General features: G+C 62.5%; 14 protein-coding genes. 12 read left to right on the forward strand and 2 right to left on the reverse strand.

Annotated features, from left to right (window positions below):
• Positions 1-433: 433 nt before the first annotated feature.
• Complete coding sequence (locus ACS8Y6_RS05590) at positions 434-1,450, reverse strand: diguanylate cyclase domain-containing protein (RefSeq protein WP_440855166.1); 1,017 nt, start codon at positions 1,448-1,450, stop codon at positions 434-436.
• Between the two features lie 29 nt (positions 1,451-1,479).
• Positions 1,480-1,830 carry an EAL domain-containing protein gene (locus ACS8Y6_RS05595; RefSeq protein WP_440855167.1) on the reverse strand — a complete coding sequence of 117 codons (351 nt, stop codon included), beginning with the start codon at positions 1,828-1,830 and terminating at the stop codon, positions 1,480-1,482.
• Positions 1,831-2,560: 730 nt separating this feature from the next.
• On the opposite strand from ACS8Y6_RS05595, the gene ACS8Y6_RS05600 reads away from it, so the two are divergent.
• The 12 genes from ACS8Y6_RS05600 to tolQ all read left to right on the forward strand — a co-directional run bounded on the left by ACS8Y6_RS05600 (position 2,561) and on the right by tolQ (position 17,488).
• Entirely contained in the window at positions 2,561-3,442 is an 882-nt protein-coding gene (locus ACS8Y6_RS05600) for a MaoC family dehydratase (protein ID WP_440850525.1), read from the forward strand.
• 84 nt (positions 3,443-3,526) lie between these two features.
• Complete coding sequence (gene galU, locus ACS8Y6_RS05605) at positions 3,527-4,432, forward strand: UTP--glucose-1-phosphate uridylyltransferase GalU (protein ID WP_440850526.1); 906 nt, start codon at positions 3,527-3,529, stop codon at positions 4,430-4,432.
• Between the two features lie 316 nt (positions 4,433-4,748).
• The gene (locus ACS8Y6_RS05610; protein WP_440850527.1) at positions 4,749-7,664 is read left to right on the forward strand and encodes a 2-oxoglutarate dehydrogenase E1 component; all 2,916 of its coding nucleotides are present in this window, start codon (positions 4,749-4,751) and stop codon (positions 7,662-7,664) included.
• Between the two features lie 46 nt (positions 7,665-7,710).
• Positions 7,711-9,018, forward strand: coding sequence for a 2-oxoglutarate dehydrogenase complex dihydrolipoyllysine-residue succinyltransferase (gene odhB, locus ACS8Y6_RS05615; RefSeq protein WP_440850528.1), 1,308 nt, complete (start codon positions 7,711-7,713; stop codon positions 9,016-9,018).
• A gap of 64 nt (positions 9,019-9,082) precedes the next feature.
• Positions 9,083-10,522: a dihydrolipoyl dehydrogenase gene (gene lpdA / locus ACS8Y6_RS05620; RefSeq protein WP_440850529.1), complete on the forward strand. Its 1,440-nt coding sequence runs from the start codon at positions 9,083-9,085 to the stop codon at positions 10,520-10,522.
• 248 nt (positions 10,523-10,770) lie between these two features.
• Positions 10,771-12,615 carry a potassium transporter Kup gene (locus tag ACS8Y6_RS05625; RefSeq protein ID WP_440855184.1) on the forward strand — a complete coding sequence of 615 codons (1,845 nt, stop codon included), beginning with the start codon at positions 10,771-10,773 and terminating at the stop codon, positions 12,613-12,615.
• Between the two features lie 527 nt (positions 12,616-13,142).
• Positions 13,143-13,892, forward strand: a complete 750-nt coding sequence (locus tag ACS8Y6_RS05630; RefSeq protein WP_440850530.1) for a YebC/PmpR family DNA-binding transcriptional regulator — start codon at positions 13,143-13,145, stop codon at positions 13,890-13,892.
• Positions 13,893-14,140: 248 nt separating this feature from the next.
• Entirely contained in the window at positions 14,141-14,665 is a 525-nt protein-coding gene (ruvC, locus tag ACS8Y6_RS05635) for a crossover junction endodeoxyribonuclease RuvC (RefSeq protein ID WP_440855168.1), read from the forward strand.
• Positions 14,662-15,270 carry a Holliday junction branch migration protein RuvA gene (ruvA, locus tag ACS8Y6_RS05640; protein WP_440850531.1) on the forward strand — a complete coding sequence of 203 codons (609 nt, stop codon included), beginning with the start codon at positions 14,662-14,664 and terminating at the stop codon, positions 15,268-15,270. The genes ruvC and ruvA overlap by 4 nt, the downstream gene beginning before the upstream one ends.
• A gap of 1 nt (position 15,271) precedes the next feature.
• Entirely contained in the window at positions 15,272-16,336 is a 1,065-nt protein-coding gene (gene ruvB, locus ACS8Y6_RS05645; RefSeq protein WP_440850532.1) for a Holliday junction branch migration DNA helicase RuvB, read from the forward strand.
• On the forward strand, positions 16,329-16,736 hold the full coding sequence (gene ybgC / locus ACS8Y6_RS05650; protein WP_440850533.1) for a tol-pal system-associated acyl-CoA thioesterase: 408 nt from the start codon (positions 16,329-16,331) through the stop codon (positions 16,734-16,736). Before ruvB ends, ybgC begins: the two co-directional genes overlap by 8 nt.
• A complete protein-coding gene (gene tolQ / locus ACS8Y6_RS05655) occupies positions 16,733-17,488 on the forward strand; it encodes a protein TolQ (RefSeq protein WP_440850534.1) in 756 nt (251 codons plus the stop codon). The genes ybgC and tolQ overlap by 4 nt, the downstream gene beginning before the upstream one ends.
• Positions 17,489-17,503: the final 15 nt, after the last annotated feature.

Raw genomic sequence — 17,503 nt, forward strand, 5'->3', positions numbered from 1 at the left:
TCCCTTGACCTTCGGGTCGTGCCGGTTCGAGTCCGGCCCCGGGCACCATTGCACTGTCTTGGACGGTGCGGGATGATCTGTTGTATAGCTCGCATCGCAAGGGTTGCGGGCTTTTTTTACGGCTCAACGCGGATTAGCAGGAAGCGTGAAGGCGAGCGGCGAGACTCCGCTTATAGCGTGGGGTTTGCCATACCCGCCAACTCACTAAGGTCACAACGATGTCCGAGGCTAATCCGATCCGCTATACCTGTTCTGCGAAGGTTTCAAGCTTTCAAACGGGCCCGGACGTCCGGAGGGCAGCCTGTGGTGCTGAAGTGCGTGCCGCTCACCCGCCGCGCTGTGGCGGCTACTGCTGGCTGGTTTGATCCGGCAATTCTATCCGCAAGGGGAACTTTTCAGTCCGCGTTGACAGCCAAGACTGCTCATTCATGTGTCAGTGAATAGGGTGCTTTTTGCGCTGCTTTTCTCGGTACATGACGCGATCAGCCGACTCCAGCAATTTCCCCATCTCATCACCATCCTGCGGGTAAATCGCCCAGCCGATGCTGGAATCAAGCTTCAGTGTGTGCGGCTCGAACGCGAAGGGCTTGGCAAGCTCGCCTTGAATGCGCCGTATTAAATGCTGGACGTCGGCTGTTTGTTTGAGTTTCAGCATTAGTATCGCAAATTCGTCACCGCCTAGCCGGGCCACGGTATCCGATTCTCGAGTTACCGCCAGCAAGCGGCGGCCCATTTCCGTGATGGCTTCATCGCCCGCCCGGTGCCCGTAGAGATCATTAATAGGTTTGAGGCGGTCCATATCCAGATACAGAACACCGAAGTGGTCTGAATTACGCTGCGCCTGTGTCAGTCGCTGGCGGAAGCGGTCGAAGAACAACGCCCGGTTGGCAAGCCCCGTCATCTGATCGTGCGTGGCCAGATAAAATAGCCGGCCCGTTTCATGCTCAGCGGCATGGAAAATAAAAGAGCTGAGCAGGTCGGTCACAAGATCCAGTATCTCGATGTCCGTATTGTCAAAGCCGTTTGGCTTGGGCGATAGCACTTTCAGCACGCCTACGGCAACGCCGTCGTGCCGAAGCGCCGCCGTAACCATCGAGCGGATACCAACCTGTCGACAGGCTTCGGAATTGACGCGCGGGTCCGATTCGGTGTCGTCGCATAGCAATATCTGGTGCGTGTCGACACACAGCCCGGACAAGCTGCCCTGGCGATTCAGTCGGAGGCCAATCTGTGATTCCGCCTGTCCCACAGCCGCCCGGTAGACCATTTTATCGCCTTCGGTCAGCTCTATCACCGCCCCGTCTGCACCGGTCAACTCACATGCACCTTGGGCGGCCACATCCATTATGGCGCCGAGATTCAACCATAGCTGGCTGATGTGAGTTTGAATATTTATTATTTGTAAAAGTTTGTCTGGCGGAATGCGTGTTTTTCTGATTGGCTGGCTCATTCTTGAACCTGCTGTTGCTTTGATGCTGTCTAGCACCTGAATAAGACCATGGGCGTTTCCTTGTAGGGACTCTGCCTGTTGATATAAGCGGCAAATTGAGGCGCCGGCAGCGCTGGCGCAATCAGCTGGCCTGGAGTCCGATTGCCATCGTATCGGCTGAGGGCGCCCGTTTGGGTTTGCGTGTCGATCCCTTCAGGCACCACCGGAATATTCAGTTTGTCTCCCGGTGCAATCATCAGGCGGGTAAGCTCCTCATCCCTGGCCTGGCCCGACAAGCGTTCCACGAAGGTTCGGTCAATCATGATGCCATCGCCCTGGGAGTGCTTGAGGTCGGGAAACGACGAGCAACCCGTGCTGAAATCATCAACGACCACTTGCATATCCGTCGGGGAGCTGTGCTCGAACGGGGTGTACAGGCGGGATAGAAACAGGCGGCGTATCCGGCTGGAATGGAAGGGCCGGCAACCCACCAGCCATCAAAGTTACACCATGGAAAACGATACCGATGATTCGACGGTAAGACCAGCAACCGGGGCCGAAGAGCCACTTACGAGCCGACTGTGTCGCGATGCGTGTGGCCCGGGTGGGGCAAGCTGTGGAAACCGCGTGGCGGGCCTTTCTGGACCGTCACGCTGATGATCGACTGCCAGGTGTTTGATGCGCCGCGGTGCAGAACGGCCACCGGCCCGAGCGCACGATCCAGAATGGCATCGACGACGTGCCGGTGCGCCTGTCAGGATGCGGGATCGGTCAGGGGCCGGTCGGGCCGCTGAAACCGGTCGGTGGGATTGGTGTACGGGCAGCGTTATTTCCTGATGAGCGCCGCATTTCGGCCGGTACACTTATTTCGACGCGGTCTACGGCCCGCCCCGGGGCATCACGGTGGTGCGCGAGCCATTGCGCCTTGAGAGCCGGGCCGGCGCGATCGTTCGCGATCTGCGGTCTTACTGTTTCAAGGCATGTGCTTGTTTTGCCTCGCGGTGCGTCCGGCGAATCAAGGCGAAGCGGAAATATCCGAATTGAAGCTGAATGGTCGGGCACGGCTCATCATTGTATTGCCCAACCAACGCGTTAAACTCCGATCTTCCATCGTCCACAGACGATAAACCGATGTCAGGAGAGATCAGGCTCGATTTCGAGCAGTTGCCGGCCGTGGCGCCGTCCTATTTTCGGGCGGTCGCGAATTTCGGCTCCGGCCTGTCCAGGGGCGAAACGATTCCCGAGATCGTTGCCCGATTGAATGACCTGGAAGTCAGGGCGGAGAATCTTGCGCGCTACCGCCGGGTCTGCGGTTTCCCGCGCGCTGACACCTTGCCGGTGACTTACCCGCACGTACTGGCGTTTCCCATGCACATGGCAGTGCTGACGCACAGGCGTTTCCCGCTCAAGTTGCTCGGGTTGATTCATGTGCGCAACCACATCACCCAGCATCGGGCGATCCGGGCCGACGAGCCGCTGGATCTGGTGGTGTCGGTGGGCGGGCATCGCGAGGCGGCCAAGGGCATCGAGTTCGATCTCGTCACCCGGGTCAACGATGCAAGCGGCGCTGCGATCTGGGAAGAAACCGGCGTGATGCTGTCGCGCGGCAAGGGCGGCTCCGGCGGCGCTTCGAGCCGTAAGCGACAGGCACCCGCAGCGGATTTCACGCTCGCGGAGGAAGCCACCTGGCAGGTGCCTGCCGATATCGGTCGGCGCTATGCGTCGGCGGCTGGCGACTACAACCCCATTCATCTCAGCGCCTGGAGTGCCAAGCTGTTCGGCTTCCCGCGTGCTATCGCGACGGGGATGTGGATGAAGGCGCGGGCGGCGGCCGCGCTGCAGCCGCATCTGAGCGCCGAGGCGTATTCACTTTCGGTTGCCTTCAAAAAACCCGTGTTTCTACCGAGCACCGTGGTATTCAAGCACGGTGGCGCCGACAACGGCGTGGATTTTGCCTTGACCAGTCGCTCCGGCGATGTTCAGCACTTCACGGGCGAGGTTCGATATCCGTGAGTCGGCGGCCGGTGCGGCTTGCCGCAGGCTGTGACAGATCGCGCGGTGACCACGACGGAATCAAGTCTAGATAAAGGAACTGTTATGCGAATTCGTAAAGCGGTATTTCCAGTAGCCGGACTCGGCACCCGTTTTTTGCCGGCAACCAAGGCCAGTGCCAAGGAGATGCTGCCGGTCGTGGACAAGCCGCTCGTGCAATACGCGGTGAAGGAGGCGATTGCGGCCGGTGCCGAAGAGATGGTGTTCATCACCAGCCACGCCAAGAATTCGATCATGGATCACTTCGACCGCGACTACGAGCTCGAAGCCGCGCTCGAAGCCAAGGGCAAGGAAGAGCTGCTGGCCGCCGTGCATGACGTGTTGCCGCCAGGTATCAGCTGTGTGTACATCCGTCAGCCCGAGCAGCTTGGCCTGGGCGATGCGATTCGCTGTTCTCTGCCGGCAGTGGGCGATCAGGACTTTGCCGTGATCCTGGCCGATGATCTGATCGCCGGCTCGTTCCAGCCCTGCATGGCGCAGATGCACCGCGTGTATCAGGAGTACGGGACCAGCGTGCTGGCGGTACAGCGGGTACCGTGGGAGGAAACCCACAAGTACGGCATCGTGCAGGCCGAGCCGATCGGGCCCGGCCTGTCCGAGATTCGCGGCATCGTCGAGAAACCGGCGACCGAGAAAGCACCCTCAAATCTGGCCGTGGTCGGCCGTTATATTCTCACGCCGCGCATCTTCCGGTTGATCGACAAGACCAAGCCGGGCGCCGGCGGCGAGATTCAGCTGACGGACGCGATCGAAGCGCTGATGGGCGAACAGACCGTGCTGGCCTATGAATTCGAAGGCACGCGTTATGACTGCGGCAGCAAATTCGGCTATCTGAAAGCCAATGTTGAAATGGGACTTAAGCATGCCGAAATCGGCGATGAGTTCCGGGATTATCTCAAGCGGCTCACCGCGAGCTGGGAAGACGATTCGGAAGCGAAACAGGCCAGTTAGTGTCCGGTTTCGCAAGTAACCTTACACTGCGCGCGGTCGTCACCGCGTGTGGCGGCGTCGCGAAATTCAGCCGTATGATCGGATACGACCGGGTTTTGCGCCTTGCCAGCCACGCCGACGGCTCTCGCTCGTTTGATAGGAAACTTGCGAGACAGGGCACTAGCAGGCGGCCCGGGATGCCGGCGTTCGCGCCGGCCCGGGGCGCTGGCAATTTGTTATCATGAGCGCCCGGCGCAGACCGGATGATGGCAGCGGAGCGCCGGCCAACGACACCGGGGTGTATCCGGCACCCTGACACGGCCACAGACCAGTTTCTATGAAAAGTGACTTGAACGACGAGTTCATCAGTACCTCCCCGTTGTTCGGCGGCAACTCTTCCTACGTCGAAGCCTATTACGAGCAATATCTGCGCGATCCGGAATCAGTCGAGCCGAGTTGGCGCGACTATTTCAAGAGCCTCAACGGCGATGGCCGTGGCAGCGATATCGCCCACGGCCCGATCCGCGATTCGTTCGTCGATGTACAGGCTTCGGCGGGGCAGGGCGCGTCGGCGAAACCGGGGCTTTCCTCCCGCGCGGCCCAGAAGCAGGCGGGCGTGTTGCAGTTGATCAACCATTACCGCAGCCGCGGGCATCGCGTGGCCGATCTCGACCCGTTGGGGTTGTATCAGCCACCGTCGCTGCCGGATCTCGACCCGGCTTATCACGGCCTCGGCGAGGCGGACATGGACAAGGTGTTCAACACCGGTTCGCTGTACGCTCATGACGACGAGATGAAGCTGCGGGACATCATCGATGTCTGCAAGCAGGTGTACACGGGCACGATCGGCACCGAGTACATGTACATCACCGATACCGAGCAGAAACGCTGGATCCAGCGGCGTCTGGAAGCCGGCGTCGAGCACCCCGGGCTCAAGGACGATGAAAAGCTCGAGATCCTGCGTCAGCTGACGGCGGCCGAGGGCATCGAACGGTATCTGCACACCAAGTACGTCGGTCAGAAGCGCTTCTCGCTTGAAGGCGCGGACAGCATGATTCCGGCGCTCGACGAGTTGGTCCGTTCCGCCGCTCGCCATCACGTCGACGAAGTCGTGATCGGCATGGCGCACCGCGGTCGGCTCAACGTGCTGGTCAATATTCTCGGCAAGGCGCCGAGCGAGCTGTTCGCCGAGTTCGAGGGCAAGTACGACGTTGAAGAGCTCGATATGTCGGGCGACGTCAAATATCACCTCGGCTTCTCCACCGATATCGAAATCGAGGACGAACGCGTGCATCTGGTGCTCGCGTTCAACCCGTCCCATCTCGAGGCGGTCAATCCGGTCGCCCAGGGGTCGGTGAAAGCGCGTCAGGTGCGCCGCCACGATACCGCTGGCGAAACCGTGCTGCCGGTGCTGATTCACGGCGATGCCTCCTTCGCCGGGCAGGGCATCGTCATGGAGACGCTGCAGCTGTCCCAGGCCGAAGGTTACTCGACCGGTGGCACGGTGCATCTGATCGTGAACAACCAGCTCGGTTTCACGATGCAGGATCCGATCACCGGCAAGCAGGGTGAGATGTCGCGTACGTCGAACTACTGCACCGACATCGCCAAGATGCTCGAGGCGCCGGTATTCCACGTCAACGGTGACGATCCGGAGGCGGTGGTGTTCGTCATGCGCCTGGCCATGGATTATCGCGAGACGTTCGGCAAGGACGTGATCGTCGACATGATCTGCTATCGCCGGCAGGGGCATAACGAGGCGGATGAGCCGGCGGTCACCCAGCCGCTGATGTATCAGAAGGTCAAGAGCATGCAGACGACTCGCGTGCTGTATGCCAAGCATCTACAGGACATCGGCCTGATCGGCAGTGACGGTGCCCAGGAACTGTTCGACGCCTATCGCGACGGGCTCGACGCGGGCAAGAACATCAGTCGGACCACGCTCGGCATGGTGGGCAACGAACACACCGTGGACTGGGACAAGTACCGGCTCGATAAATGGTCGAACATTGTCGATACATCGGTGCCGGTGGAGACATTGCGGCGCCTGTCCTCGGCCATGTACGACAGCCTGCCCGACGGTTTCGACTTGCACAAACGCGTGCAGCGCATCGTCGACGATCGGCGGAAAATGGCCGCCGGTGCGTCCCGGATCGACTGGGGCTTCGCCGAGCACATGGCTTATGCGAGCCTGCTCGACGATGGCTTCAACGTGCGGCTTTCCGGGCAGGACTCCGGTCGCGGCACGTTCTTCCATCGCCACGCCAAGATCTACAACCAGAAGGACGGCGAGGCGATCCTGCCGTTGAACGAATGCTCGCGCGACGGCACCACCTTCGAGGTTCACGACACGCTGTTGTCGGAGGCCGGTGTGCTCGGCTTCGAATACGGCTATGCCTCGGCCGATCCGGATACATTGACGATCTGGGAAGCCCAGTTCGGCGACTTCGTCAACGGCGCCCAGGTGATCATCGACCAGTTCATTGCCAGCGGCCGGGCCAAGTGGGGCCGGATGTGCGGCCTGACGATGTTCCTGCCGCACGGTTACGAGGGTCAGGGCCCGGAGCATTCATCGGCCCGTCTGGAGCGTTTCCTGCAGTTGTGCGCCGAGCGCCACATGATCGTCTGCGTGCCCTCGACGCCGGCGCAGTGGTTCCATCTCCTGCGTCAGCAGATGGTACGCAATCTGCGCATGCCGCTGGTTGTGCTCACACCCAAGAGCCTGCTGCGGCATCGCCTGTCGACGTCGACGCTGGAGGATCTGGCGGAGGGTCACTTCCAGTTCGTGATCGACGACACCGCCGATCTCGAAGCGGACAAGGTCAAGCGCGTGGTGTTCTGCAGCGGCAAGGTCTACTACGACCTGTACCAGGAGCGGTCAGAGCGCGAACTCGACGATGTGGCGCTGGTGCGCATCGAGCAACTGTACCCCTTCCCGGCGGAGGACTATGCGGCCGTGCTGGCGCGTTATCCGAATGCCGATCAGATCGTGTGGTGTCAGGAAGAACCCGAGAACCAGGGCGCCTGGTATCAGATCAAGCATCGCCTGCAGGTGCCGCTGGAAGATCATCACGAGCTGCTCTATGCCACGCGCCCGGGCGCGGCGACCACCGCGGTGGGATACCACAAGCTGCATGTGCGGCAGCAGGAGGCGGTGGTCGAGGCGGGCCTGGTCGGCGGCGAGCACCTGATCGAGAAAGGCACGGTCAAGGCCGATCCACGCGGCAAGAAATCCGGTGTCCGCAACAAGTAGTGAAGCGGATCAACATTCACAGACAAACGACGAATCAGGAATAGTAATGGCGACAGAAGTCAAAGTGCCGGAGCTGCCGGAATCGGTCAGCGAGGCCACGGTTGGCGAATGGCAGAAAAAGCAGGGCGACGCGGTCGAACGCGACGAGAACCTGCTGGATCTCGAGACTGACAAGGTGGTGCTCGAAGTGCCGGCCGTTGCTGCTGGCAAACTCGCCGAAATCAAGGTTCAGGCGGGTGACACCGTCCAGGCCGGCGATGTGCTCGCGATCATCGAGGAAGGCGCGGCCGGTAATGCCGCTGGCGACGAATCCGACGACGACGAGTCGACCGAGGACACGAGCCAGTCCACGGCCAGCCAGGCCTCGTCGAGCCAGGACACGTCGGATGAACACGCGAGCGGCTCGGGCAGCGACGACACGCTGGCGAGCCCCGCGGCCAGCAAGCTCATGGACGAGAACGACGTCGCCGCGCGCGATGTGACGGGTACCGGCAAGGACGGCCGTATCACCAAGGCCGACGTGCAGAAGGCGATCGAAGACAAGCCCGCGGCCAGCGGCAAGAGCGCTTCGGGCAGTAGCCGTGACAACAGCGCCGAACAGGCGACGGCGACCGAGCAGGCCGACCGTCAGGCATTGGGCGAGGTATCGCCCGAGCGCGTCGAGCAGCGTGTGCCGATGACGCGGATCCGCCAGCGCATCGCCGAACGCCTGCTGGATGCCTCGCAGAACACCGCCATGCTGACCACCTTCAACGAGGTGGACATGAAAGCGGTCATGGATCTGCGTGCGCAGTACAAGGAAAAGTTCGAGAAGGACCATGAGGTCAAGCTCGGCTTCATGTCGTTCTTCGTCAAGGCGGCGGTCGAGGCGCTCAAGCGCTATCCGATCATGAACGCCTCGATCGACGAGGGCGATATCGTCTACCACGGTTACTACGACATCGGCGTGGCCGTGTCCTCGCCGCGCGGTCTGCTCGTGCCGGTGCTGCGCGACGCCGACCAGCAATCGTATGCCCAGGTCGAGTCCAAGATCCGCGATTTCGGCAAGCGGGCGCAGGACGGCAAGGTCACGATGGACGAGATGACCGGCGGCACGTTCACGATCACCAATGGCGGCGTGTTCGGCTCGCTGTTGTCGACGCCGATCATCAACCCGCCGCAGGCGGCGATTCTCGGCATGCATGCGACCAACGACAAGCCGGTGGTGCGCAATGGCGAAATCGTGATCCGGCCGATGATGATGCTGGCCGTGTCCTACGATCATCGCTTGATCGACGGCCGCGACGCGGTGTTGTTCCTGCGCACGATCAAGGAACTGCTCGAGGATCCGGCGCGACTTCTGCTACAGGTCTGATTCGATTCCGACGCGCCGGCTTCATGCCGGCGCGCTTCTTTATAGAAATCAAGCAAGGACAAGCATGAGCAAGCAATACGATGTCGTGGTGATCGGTGCGGGGCCGGCCGGTTATGTGGCCGCGATCCGTGCCGCCCAGCTCGGTATGAAGGTCGTCTGCATCGACAAGTGGCTCAATCTCGACAACAAGCCCTCGCTCGGCGGCACCTGTCTCAATGCCGGCTGTATTCCGTCGAAGGCGCTGCTGGAGTCCAGCGAGCTCTATCACCGCGCCAATCACGAGTTCGCTACCCACGGTCTCAAGGTCGGCGATGTCGAGATGGATATCGCCCAGATGCAGAAACGCAAGGCCGGCGTGGTGAATGAGCTCACCGGGGGCATTGCCGGTCTGTTCAAGGCCAACGGCGTGGAATCCATGGCCGGCAGCGGCCAGGTCGTGGATTCCGGCGAGGTGAAATACACCAGCCATGATGGCAACGAACAGACGATCAAGGCCGAGCACATCATCATCGCCTCGGGCTCGATTCCGGTGGAACTGGATATCGCGCCGTTCGACGGCGAGCTGATCGTCGATTCCTGGGGCGCGCTCGAATTCGACGAAGTGCCGAAGAAGGTCGGCGTCATCGGCGCCGGTTATATCGGCGTGGAACTGGGCAGTGTCTGGTCGCGCCTGGGCGCCGAGGTCACATTGCTGGAAGCGGTGGACGACTTCATGCCGATCGCCGATCGCGACGTGGCCAAGGAAGCGCTCAAGACATTCAAGAAGCAGGGGCTGGATATTCAACTCGGCGCCCGCGTCACCTCGGCCAAGACCAACAAGAAATCGGTCCGGGTCGAGTACACCCAGGGCGATGAAAGCAAGAGCGAGACCTTCGATCGCCTGATCGTCGCGGTCGGGCGTCGACCGAACACGGCCAACCTGTGCGCCAAGGGCGCGCGCGTGGACCTGGACGACAAGGGCTTTGTCGACACCGACGATTTCTATCGCACCAGCCTGCCGGGCGTTTATGCGGTCGGCGACGTCGTCGGCAACCCGATGCTGGCGCACAAGGGCATGGAAGAAGGCGCCACGGTCGCCGAAATCCTCGCGGGCCAGAAGCCGCACGTGAACTATGACGCGATCCCGTCGGTGGTCTACACCACGCCGGAACTCGCCTGGGTCGGCAAGAGCGAAGCGCAGGTGAAGTCGGCCGGTATCGATTATCGGGTCGGGCAGATTCCGTTTTCAGCCAATGGCCGCGCCAAGGCGCTGGGCCAGCAGGGCGGCTTCGTCAAGATGATCGCCGACGCCCAGACCGACGAGATCCTCGGCGTGCACATGATCGGGCCGTATGTGTCGGAACTGGTCCAGGAAATGGTCGTTGCCATGGAGTACCGGGCTTCGAGCGAGGACATCGCGCGCATCATGCACGGGCATCCGACCCTGTCTGAGACGGTGCACGAGGCGGCGCTTGCCGTCGACGGGCGTCCGATCCACTTCCCGCCGCCGCGCAAGAAGAAGTAGGCAGCCGGGGCGATCTGCGGGTTCCGACGGGCAGCGGTCGGAACCCGCGGTTTACAACGGCGCGTGGCGACGGCGCGCCGTGTAGACTCCCGGGCCTTGGCGCTTTCCTTACCCTCGCCGGTTGCCCCTTTATGACTGACCAGAGCGACGAGCGTTCGCTGGCCCGCCACGCGCGCCAGGACGACGCCCCGAAGCCGAACCACACCGGCCAGGAATCGGCCCGGGCGGACGAACCCAACGGCAAGTCCATGCCGTTTCTCTGTCTGGCGGCGCTGGGCATTGTTTACGGCGATATCGGCACCAGCCCGATCTACGCGCTGCGCGAAGCCTTCTATGCGCATGCCAGCATCGGCACGCAGGCAGCCAATGTCTATGGCGTGCTGTCGCTGATGTTCTGGTCGTTGATTATCGTCATCTCGGTCAAGTACCTGTCGGTGGTCATGCGGGCGTCCAACAACGGCGAGGGCGGCATCATCGCGCTGGTGGCGTTGCTCAATCCGTGGAAGACCGAGAAGACCAGCCGGCGCTACATTCTCATGCTGCTCGGCCTGTTCGGTGCGGCGTTGCTCTACGGTGACGGCACGATCACGCCGGCGATCTCGGTGCTGAGCGCCATCGAGGGGCTCCAGGTCGCCACGCCGGCCTTCAAGCCCTACGTGGTACCGATCACGATCGTGATCCTGATCGGCCTGTTCCTCATCCAGCGCCGCGGTACCGCCGCGGTCGGGGCCTTCTTCGGGCCGGTCATGCTGCTCTGGTTCGCCGTGCTCGGCGTGCTGGGCATCGGCGGCATCGTCCACAACCCCGGAGTGTTTGCCGCGATCAACCCGGCCTATGCCGTCGCGTTCTTCGCCACGAACGGCTTTGCCGGCTTCCTGGTGATGGGCACCGTATTCCTGGTTGTCACCGGCGGCGAGGCGCTCTATGCCGATATGGGGCATTTCGGTATCGCGCCTATTCGCATCGCCTGGTTCGCGGTGGTTCTGCCCGGGTTGCTACTCAATTATTTCGGCCAGGGCGCGCTGATGCTGTCGAACCCGCAGGCGCGCCAGCCGTTCTACGACCTCGCGCCGCACTGGGCGCTGTATCCGGTGGTACTGATCGCCACACTGGCCACGGTGATCGCCTCCCAGGCGGTGATTTCCGGGGTGTTCTCGCTCACGCGCCAGGCGGTTCAGCTGGGGCAGCTGCCCCGGCTGCGCATTATCCAGACGTCGCGCGAGTCCTACGGCCAGGTCTACATCCCGATGATGAACTGGATTCTGATGGCCGCGACCATCGGCCTCGTGATCGGGTTCAAGAGTTCGGACCGACTGGCCTCGGCCTACGGCGTGGCGGTGTCGCTGGACATGGTGATTACCACGCTGCTGGCGTTCTTCGTGGCTCGGCGCTGGGGCTGGTTTCCGAATATCGCCGCCGGTATCGCGCTGGTGCTGATCGTGATCGATCTTTCGTTCTTCGGCGCGAACATCTTCAAGATCCCGGACGGTGGCTGGTATCCGCTGCTCGTGGCCGCCCTGATTTTCTTCATCATGGCGACCTGGCGAACCGGCCGTGAACTGGTGGGTCGGCACCTGGATGAAGACACCGAGCCGATGGATGAATTCATCCAGGCGCACGCCGATGATAGCTTTCGCGTGGCCGGCACGGCCGTGTTCATGACAGGGGCGACCCGCAAGACGCCGCCGATGCTGCTGCACCATCTGCGCCACAACAAGGTGTTGCACGCACAAGTGATCCTGCTGACCGTGCATACGCGCGATGTGCCGCGGGTGCCGGCGGCCGAGCGTATGGAGATCGAAGACCTCGGTCGCGGTTTCTATCGCATGCAGCTCTACTACGGCTTCATGCAGACCGCGAACGTGCCGGTGGCGTTGCGGTTCGCGCGGGAATACGGGCTGGAGGTCGATGTCGAGGAAACAACGTATTACGTCGGCCGCGAGACACTGATTCCCACAGCGGAGGTGCCGGGCATGATGGTCTGGCGCGAACGGCTGTTCGCCTACATGTCGCGTAACGCCATGCCGGCGACGGCGTATTACCTGATTCCCAGCGATCGGGTCGTCGAACTCGGGCTCCAGATTGAACTCTAGGGCCTGTTGCCGTTTCGTGCGCGTCCGCGCCAAGCGCTTCCTGAAAAATTACTAGGGGCGGCAAGACGAGGCGTAGCGAACGTCGCGTAGTCGTTCTACGTGAGAGAGCACCAACGCTGGATTGCGGCAAAACAGCGCTTGTCCCTTCGGGTTGGGCCGCCCATAAAATCAACCAGGGCGCCGATACGGCGTTGCGCGTCTTGATCGTGGCACGCCACGACCGGCGACGCGCGCCTTGTCTCGACAGATTTGCGGTCTCCAACGTGGCACGTGTACGAAACGGCAACAGGCCCTGGGTTCCCAGTTCCGCCAACAAATGGTCTGGCTGAGAAAAGAAGGGCTCAGGGTTTCGATGTTGCCGGCCGGCCAGCGCCGGAATGGATGACGCGATGCCAATCCGAGCGGGCGGTGACGCCTTGCTTTCGCGGGTCGCCGCGATGGACCCGCGCCGGGTGTGACGGCTTTACCTGCGCGAGTCGGCATGCAGCCTGTTAAAATGATGGCAAGCGTATCCAGACGAGGCGTTTATGGCAGGGCATAGTAAATGGGCGAATATCCAGCACCGGAAGAAGGCCCAGGACAAGAAGCGCGCCAAGGTATTCACGCGGCTGATTCGCGAGATCACGGTCGCGGCCCGTATGGGCGGTTCGGATCCCAACGATAATCCGCGGCTTCGTCTGGCCTGGGACAAGGCGTTGGCCGCGAACATGCCCAAGGACAACATCGAGCGCGCGGCCAAGCGCGGCGCGGGCGAGTCCGGTGGCGACAACTACGAGGAAGTGCGTTACGAAGGGTACGGCCCGCAGGGCGCGGCGATCATGGTCGACTGCATGACCGACAACCGCAATCGCACTGTCTCCGAAATCCGCTATGCGTTCAGCCGCAACGGCGGCAACATGGGCGCCGACGGGTCGGTGGCCTATCTGTTCGATCGCAAGGGCGTACTGACCTTTTCGCCCGAGGTGAGCGACGAGGACGTACTCGACCCGGCGCTGGAAGCTGGTGCCGAGGATCTGGTGGAGTACGAGGACGGCTCGTTCGAGGTGCTCACCGCGCCGGACGACTACACTCACGTGCGCCAGGCGGTCGAGTCGGCCGGGTTCACGCCCGCCGACGCCGACGTCACCATGCGCCCGTCGACCACGGTGGAACTGACGGGCGACGCGGCCCGCACCTGTCTCAAGCTGATCGATGCGCTGGAAGACATCGACGACGTGCAGAACGTCTACAGCAACGTCGAATTCGACGAGGAATCGCTCTCGGACGAGGCGGCCTAGGGCCTGTTGATGTTTCATACGAGTCCGCGCCAAGCGTTGTTTTGCGGCAAGACGAGGCTTAGCTCGCGCCGTGCAGTCACCCTGCACAAGCGGGCTACAACGCTGGATTGCCGCAAAACAGCGCTTGTCCCTTCGGGTTGGGCCTCAAATCGCGCCCGGTGGCGTTGCAAGCCTGGGTCGTGGCACGCCACGACGCGGCGGCTCGCGCCTTGCCGGACACCATTTGCGGTCTCCAACGCGGTGCTCGTATGAAACATCAACAGACCCTCGTGCCGAGAATCATCGGCATCGACCCCGGTTCGACCGTGACCGGCTATGCCGTGGTCGACGGCGGCGCCGCCCCGTGTGCGCAGATCATCGATTGCATCCGCCTGCCGCGCGCCGATTTTCCGACACGGCTGGGGCTGATCTTCGATCGTCTGTCGGAGGTGATCCGTGAATACCGGCCCGACGAAATGGCGATCGAGAACGTGTTCGTCTCGCGCAATGCGGCCAGCGCGCTCAAGTTGGGTCAGGCGCGCGGCGCGGCCATCTGTGCCGGGGCCTCGGCCGGTCTGCCGGTGGCGGAATATACGCCGACCCAGATCAAGCAGGCGATCGTCGGTCGCGGCCATGCCGACAAACTCCAGATCCAGCACATGATTGCCATGCTACTCGGGGCGAAGGGGCCGCTACAGGCGGATGCCGCGGATGCCGCCGCCGTGGCGCTGTGCCACGCCCATCATGCGCACACCCGTGGCCGCATGCACGCGGCACGGGTGCGCACGCCATGATCGGCCGGCTGCGCGGGCGTATCGTGGAAAAACAGCCGCCGCGGCTGGTGATCGACGTCGGCGGCGTCGGTTACGAGCTGGAAGCGCCGATGTCGACGTTCTTCACGCTGTCACAGCAGTCCGGTGAGGTGACGCTGCTCACGCAGATGGTCGTGCGCGACGATGCCATCCTGCTGTACGGCTTTGCCGAAGAAGCCGAACGCCGCCTGTTCCGCGAATTGATCAAGGTCTCGGGCGTGGGGGCCAAACTTGCTTTAACCGTGCTGTCGGGCATGAACGTGGCCGACTTCGTGGCCACCATCGAGGCCGACGATGCCGCACGGCTGACCGGGCTGCCCGGCGTGGGCAAGAAGACCGCGGCCCGGCTGTTGGTCGAGATGCGCGACAAGTTGTCCGGCACGGATATCGCGCCCAGCCTGAATTCGGCACCGCCCGGCGGTGGTGTTGAGGTCGCGGATGTAGGGGCGAGTGCCGACGCGCGCCATGCCCTGATCGCTCTGGGCTACAAGCCGGCCGAGGCCGATCGCTTGCTGCGTGGCCTGGATGCCGATGGCAACGACAGCGAAGCGCTGATTCGCGAAGCATTGAAACGAGCGGTGCGCTGACATGCCGCCCGAGTTCGAAGAGGCGGGCGAGCAGCGCCTGATCGGTTCGGCCGAGCGCCCCGAGGACGGCCGCTTCGATCGCGCGCTGCGTCCGACCGGGCTGGCCGAATACGTCGGCCAGCCCGAAGTATGCGAGCAGCTCGACATTTTCGTTTCCGCCGCGCGGGCGCGCGCGGAAGCCCTCGATCACGTACTGATCTTCGGCCCGCCCGGACTGGGCAAGACCACGCTTGCGCACGTGATCGCCAACGAAATGGGCGTGGGTTTTCGCCAGACCTCCGGCCCGGTGCTGGAACGGCCGGGTGATCTGGCGGCCCTGCTGACAAACCTCGAGCGCAACGATGTGCTGTTCATCGATGAGATCCATCGGCTGTCGCCGGTGGTCGAGGAGGTGCTTTACCCCGCGCTCGAGGATTACCAGATCGATATCGTGATCGGCGAAGGGCCGGCGGCGCGCTCGATCAAGCTGGACCTGCCGCCGTTCACGCTGGTCGGCGCCACCACGCGGGCCGGTGCCTTGACCTCGCCGCTGCGGGACCGCTTCGGCATCGTGCAGCGTCTGGAGTTCTATTCCCGGGCCGATCTGGCGTCGATTGTCACGCGCTCGGCCGGGATTCTGGAAATTGCCATCGAGCCGGCGGGTGCCGACGAGATCGCTCGCCGATCACGCGGTACGCCACGCGTGGCCAACCGCCTGTTGCGGCGCGTGCGCGACTACGCCGAGGTGCGTGCCGACGGTCGGATCAATGGGGGCACCGCGGCCCGGGCGATGGACATGCTGCGCGTTGACGACAACGGCTTCGACGTCATGGACCGCAAGCTGCTTGGCGCGTTGATCGAAAAATTCGAAGGCGGGCCGGTCGGGGTGGAAAGCCTGGCGGCCGCCATCGGCGAGGCACGCGAGACCATCGAGGACGTCATCGAGCCGTATCTCATCCAGCAGGGGTTCATGATGCGCACGCCGCGCGGCCGGCTGGCCACATCCGCGACCTATCGTCATTACGGCCTGCCGGTACCGCAAGCCGATCGTCCCGCCGACTCGGATCTGTTTGATTTCGATGGCTGATCCGGCGGCGGCGTTCGCGATCGGTCTGCGCGTCTACTACGAGGACACGGATGCGACCGGTGTGGTCTACCATGCCAATTATCTGCGTTATTTCGAGCGGGCCCGTACCGAATGGCTGGAATCACGGGGCTTGGGGCATCGCGCGCTGGCCGAGGAACACGGCGTGGTCTTCACCCTGGCCGATCTTTCGATTCGTTTCCGCCGCCCGGCCCGGCTGGACGACCGTCTGGCCGTTAGCGCGACGATCGCGGAACGTACGCCGGCGCGCGTTGTCTTCGAACAACAGATCACGCGCGATGGCGCCGCTTTAGTTCAGGGCCAATTCACGGTCGCCTGTGTAAAAGTCGCCAACTTCCGGCCGTGCCGGTTGCCTGAAGCGCTTATCAAGGAGTCGAGATGAACGTCGCGACCGACATGAGTCTTGTCAGTCTCATCATGCAGTCGAGCACCCTGGTCAAGGCCGTGCTCGTGATTCTGCTGCTCGCATCGATCGCCTCATGGGTGGTGATTTTCTCCAAGCGGCGATTGATGAAAAACACGGTCGCCGAAATGGAATGGTTCGAGGATCGCTTCTGGTCCGGTGGCAATGTCAAGGACATCTACGAGGAAGTTCTTCGTCAAGACGATCATCCCGAAGGGATGCCGGCGCTGTTCAAGGCCGGTTACGAAGAACTCAAGCGCCAGCGTAATCAGGGCGACGCCACCAGCGCGGACATCGTGCCCTCGGTACAGCGGGCGATGCGGGTGGCGTTGTCGCGTGAACTCGAACGGCTGGAATCCGGGCTCGCGTTCCTGGCGACGGTCGGTTCGATCAGTCCTTATGTCGGTTTGTTCGGCACCGTATGGGGCATCATGAGCGCGTTCATCGGGCTTGGTAATGTGCAGCAGGCGAGTCTGTCCATGGTCGCGCCCGGGATCGCGGAGGCGTTGATCGCCACCGCCATGGGTCTGTTCGCTGCCATCCCCGCGGTGGTGGCCTACAACTTCTTCACCAATCGCCTCGAGTTCATCGAGAACCGGTTCGATACCTTCATGGAAGAAATGGCGGGTATCGTCGAACGCGGGGTGCATGCCGCCAACCCCATCGGCCGTGAGCGAGCGCAGAAGAAGACGGAAAGGCCCGAGCCCACGCGCACCGCGCCGGAACTGTAACGGTTTGTGGATCGC

Origin of the sequence: Salinisphaera sp. RV14 (assembly GCF_052044135.1) — a bacterium.
GTDB lineage: Bacteria > Pseudomonadota > Gammaproteobacteria > Nevskiales > Salinisphaeraceae > Salinisphaera.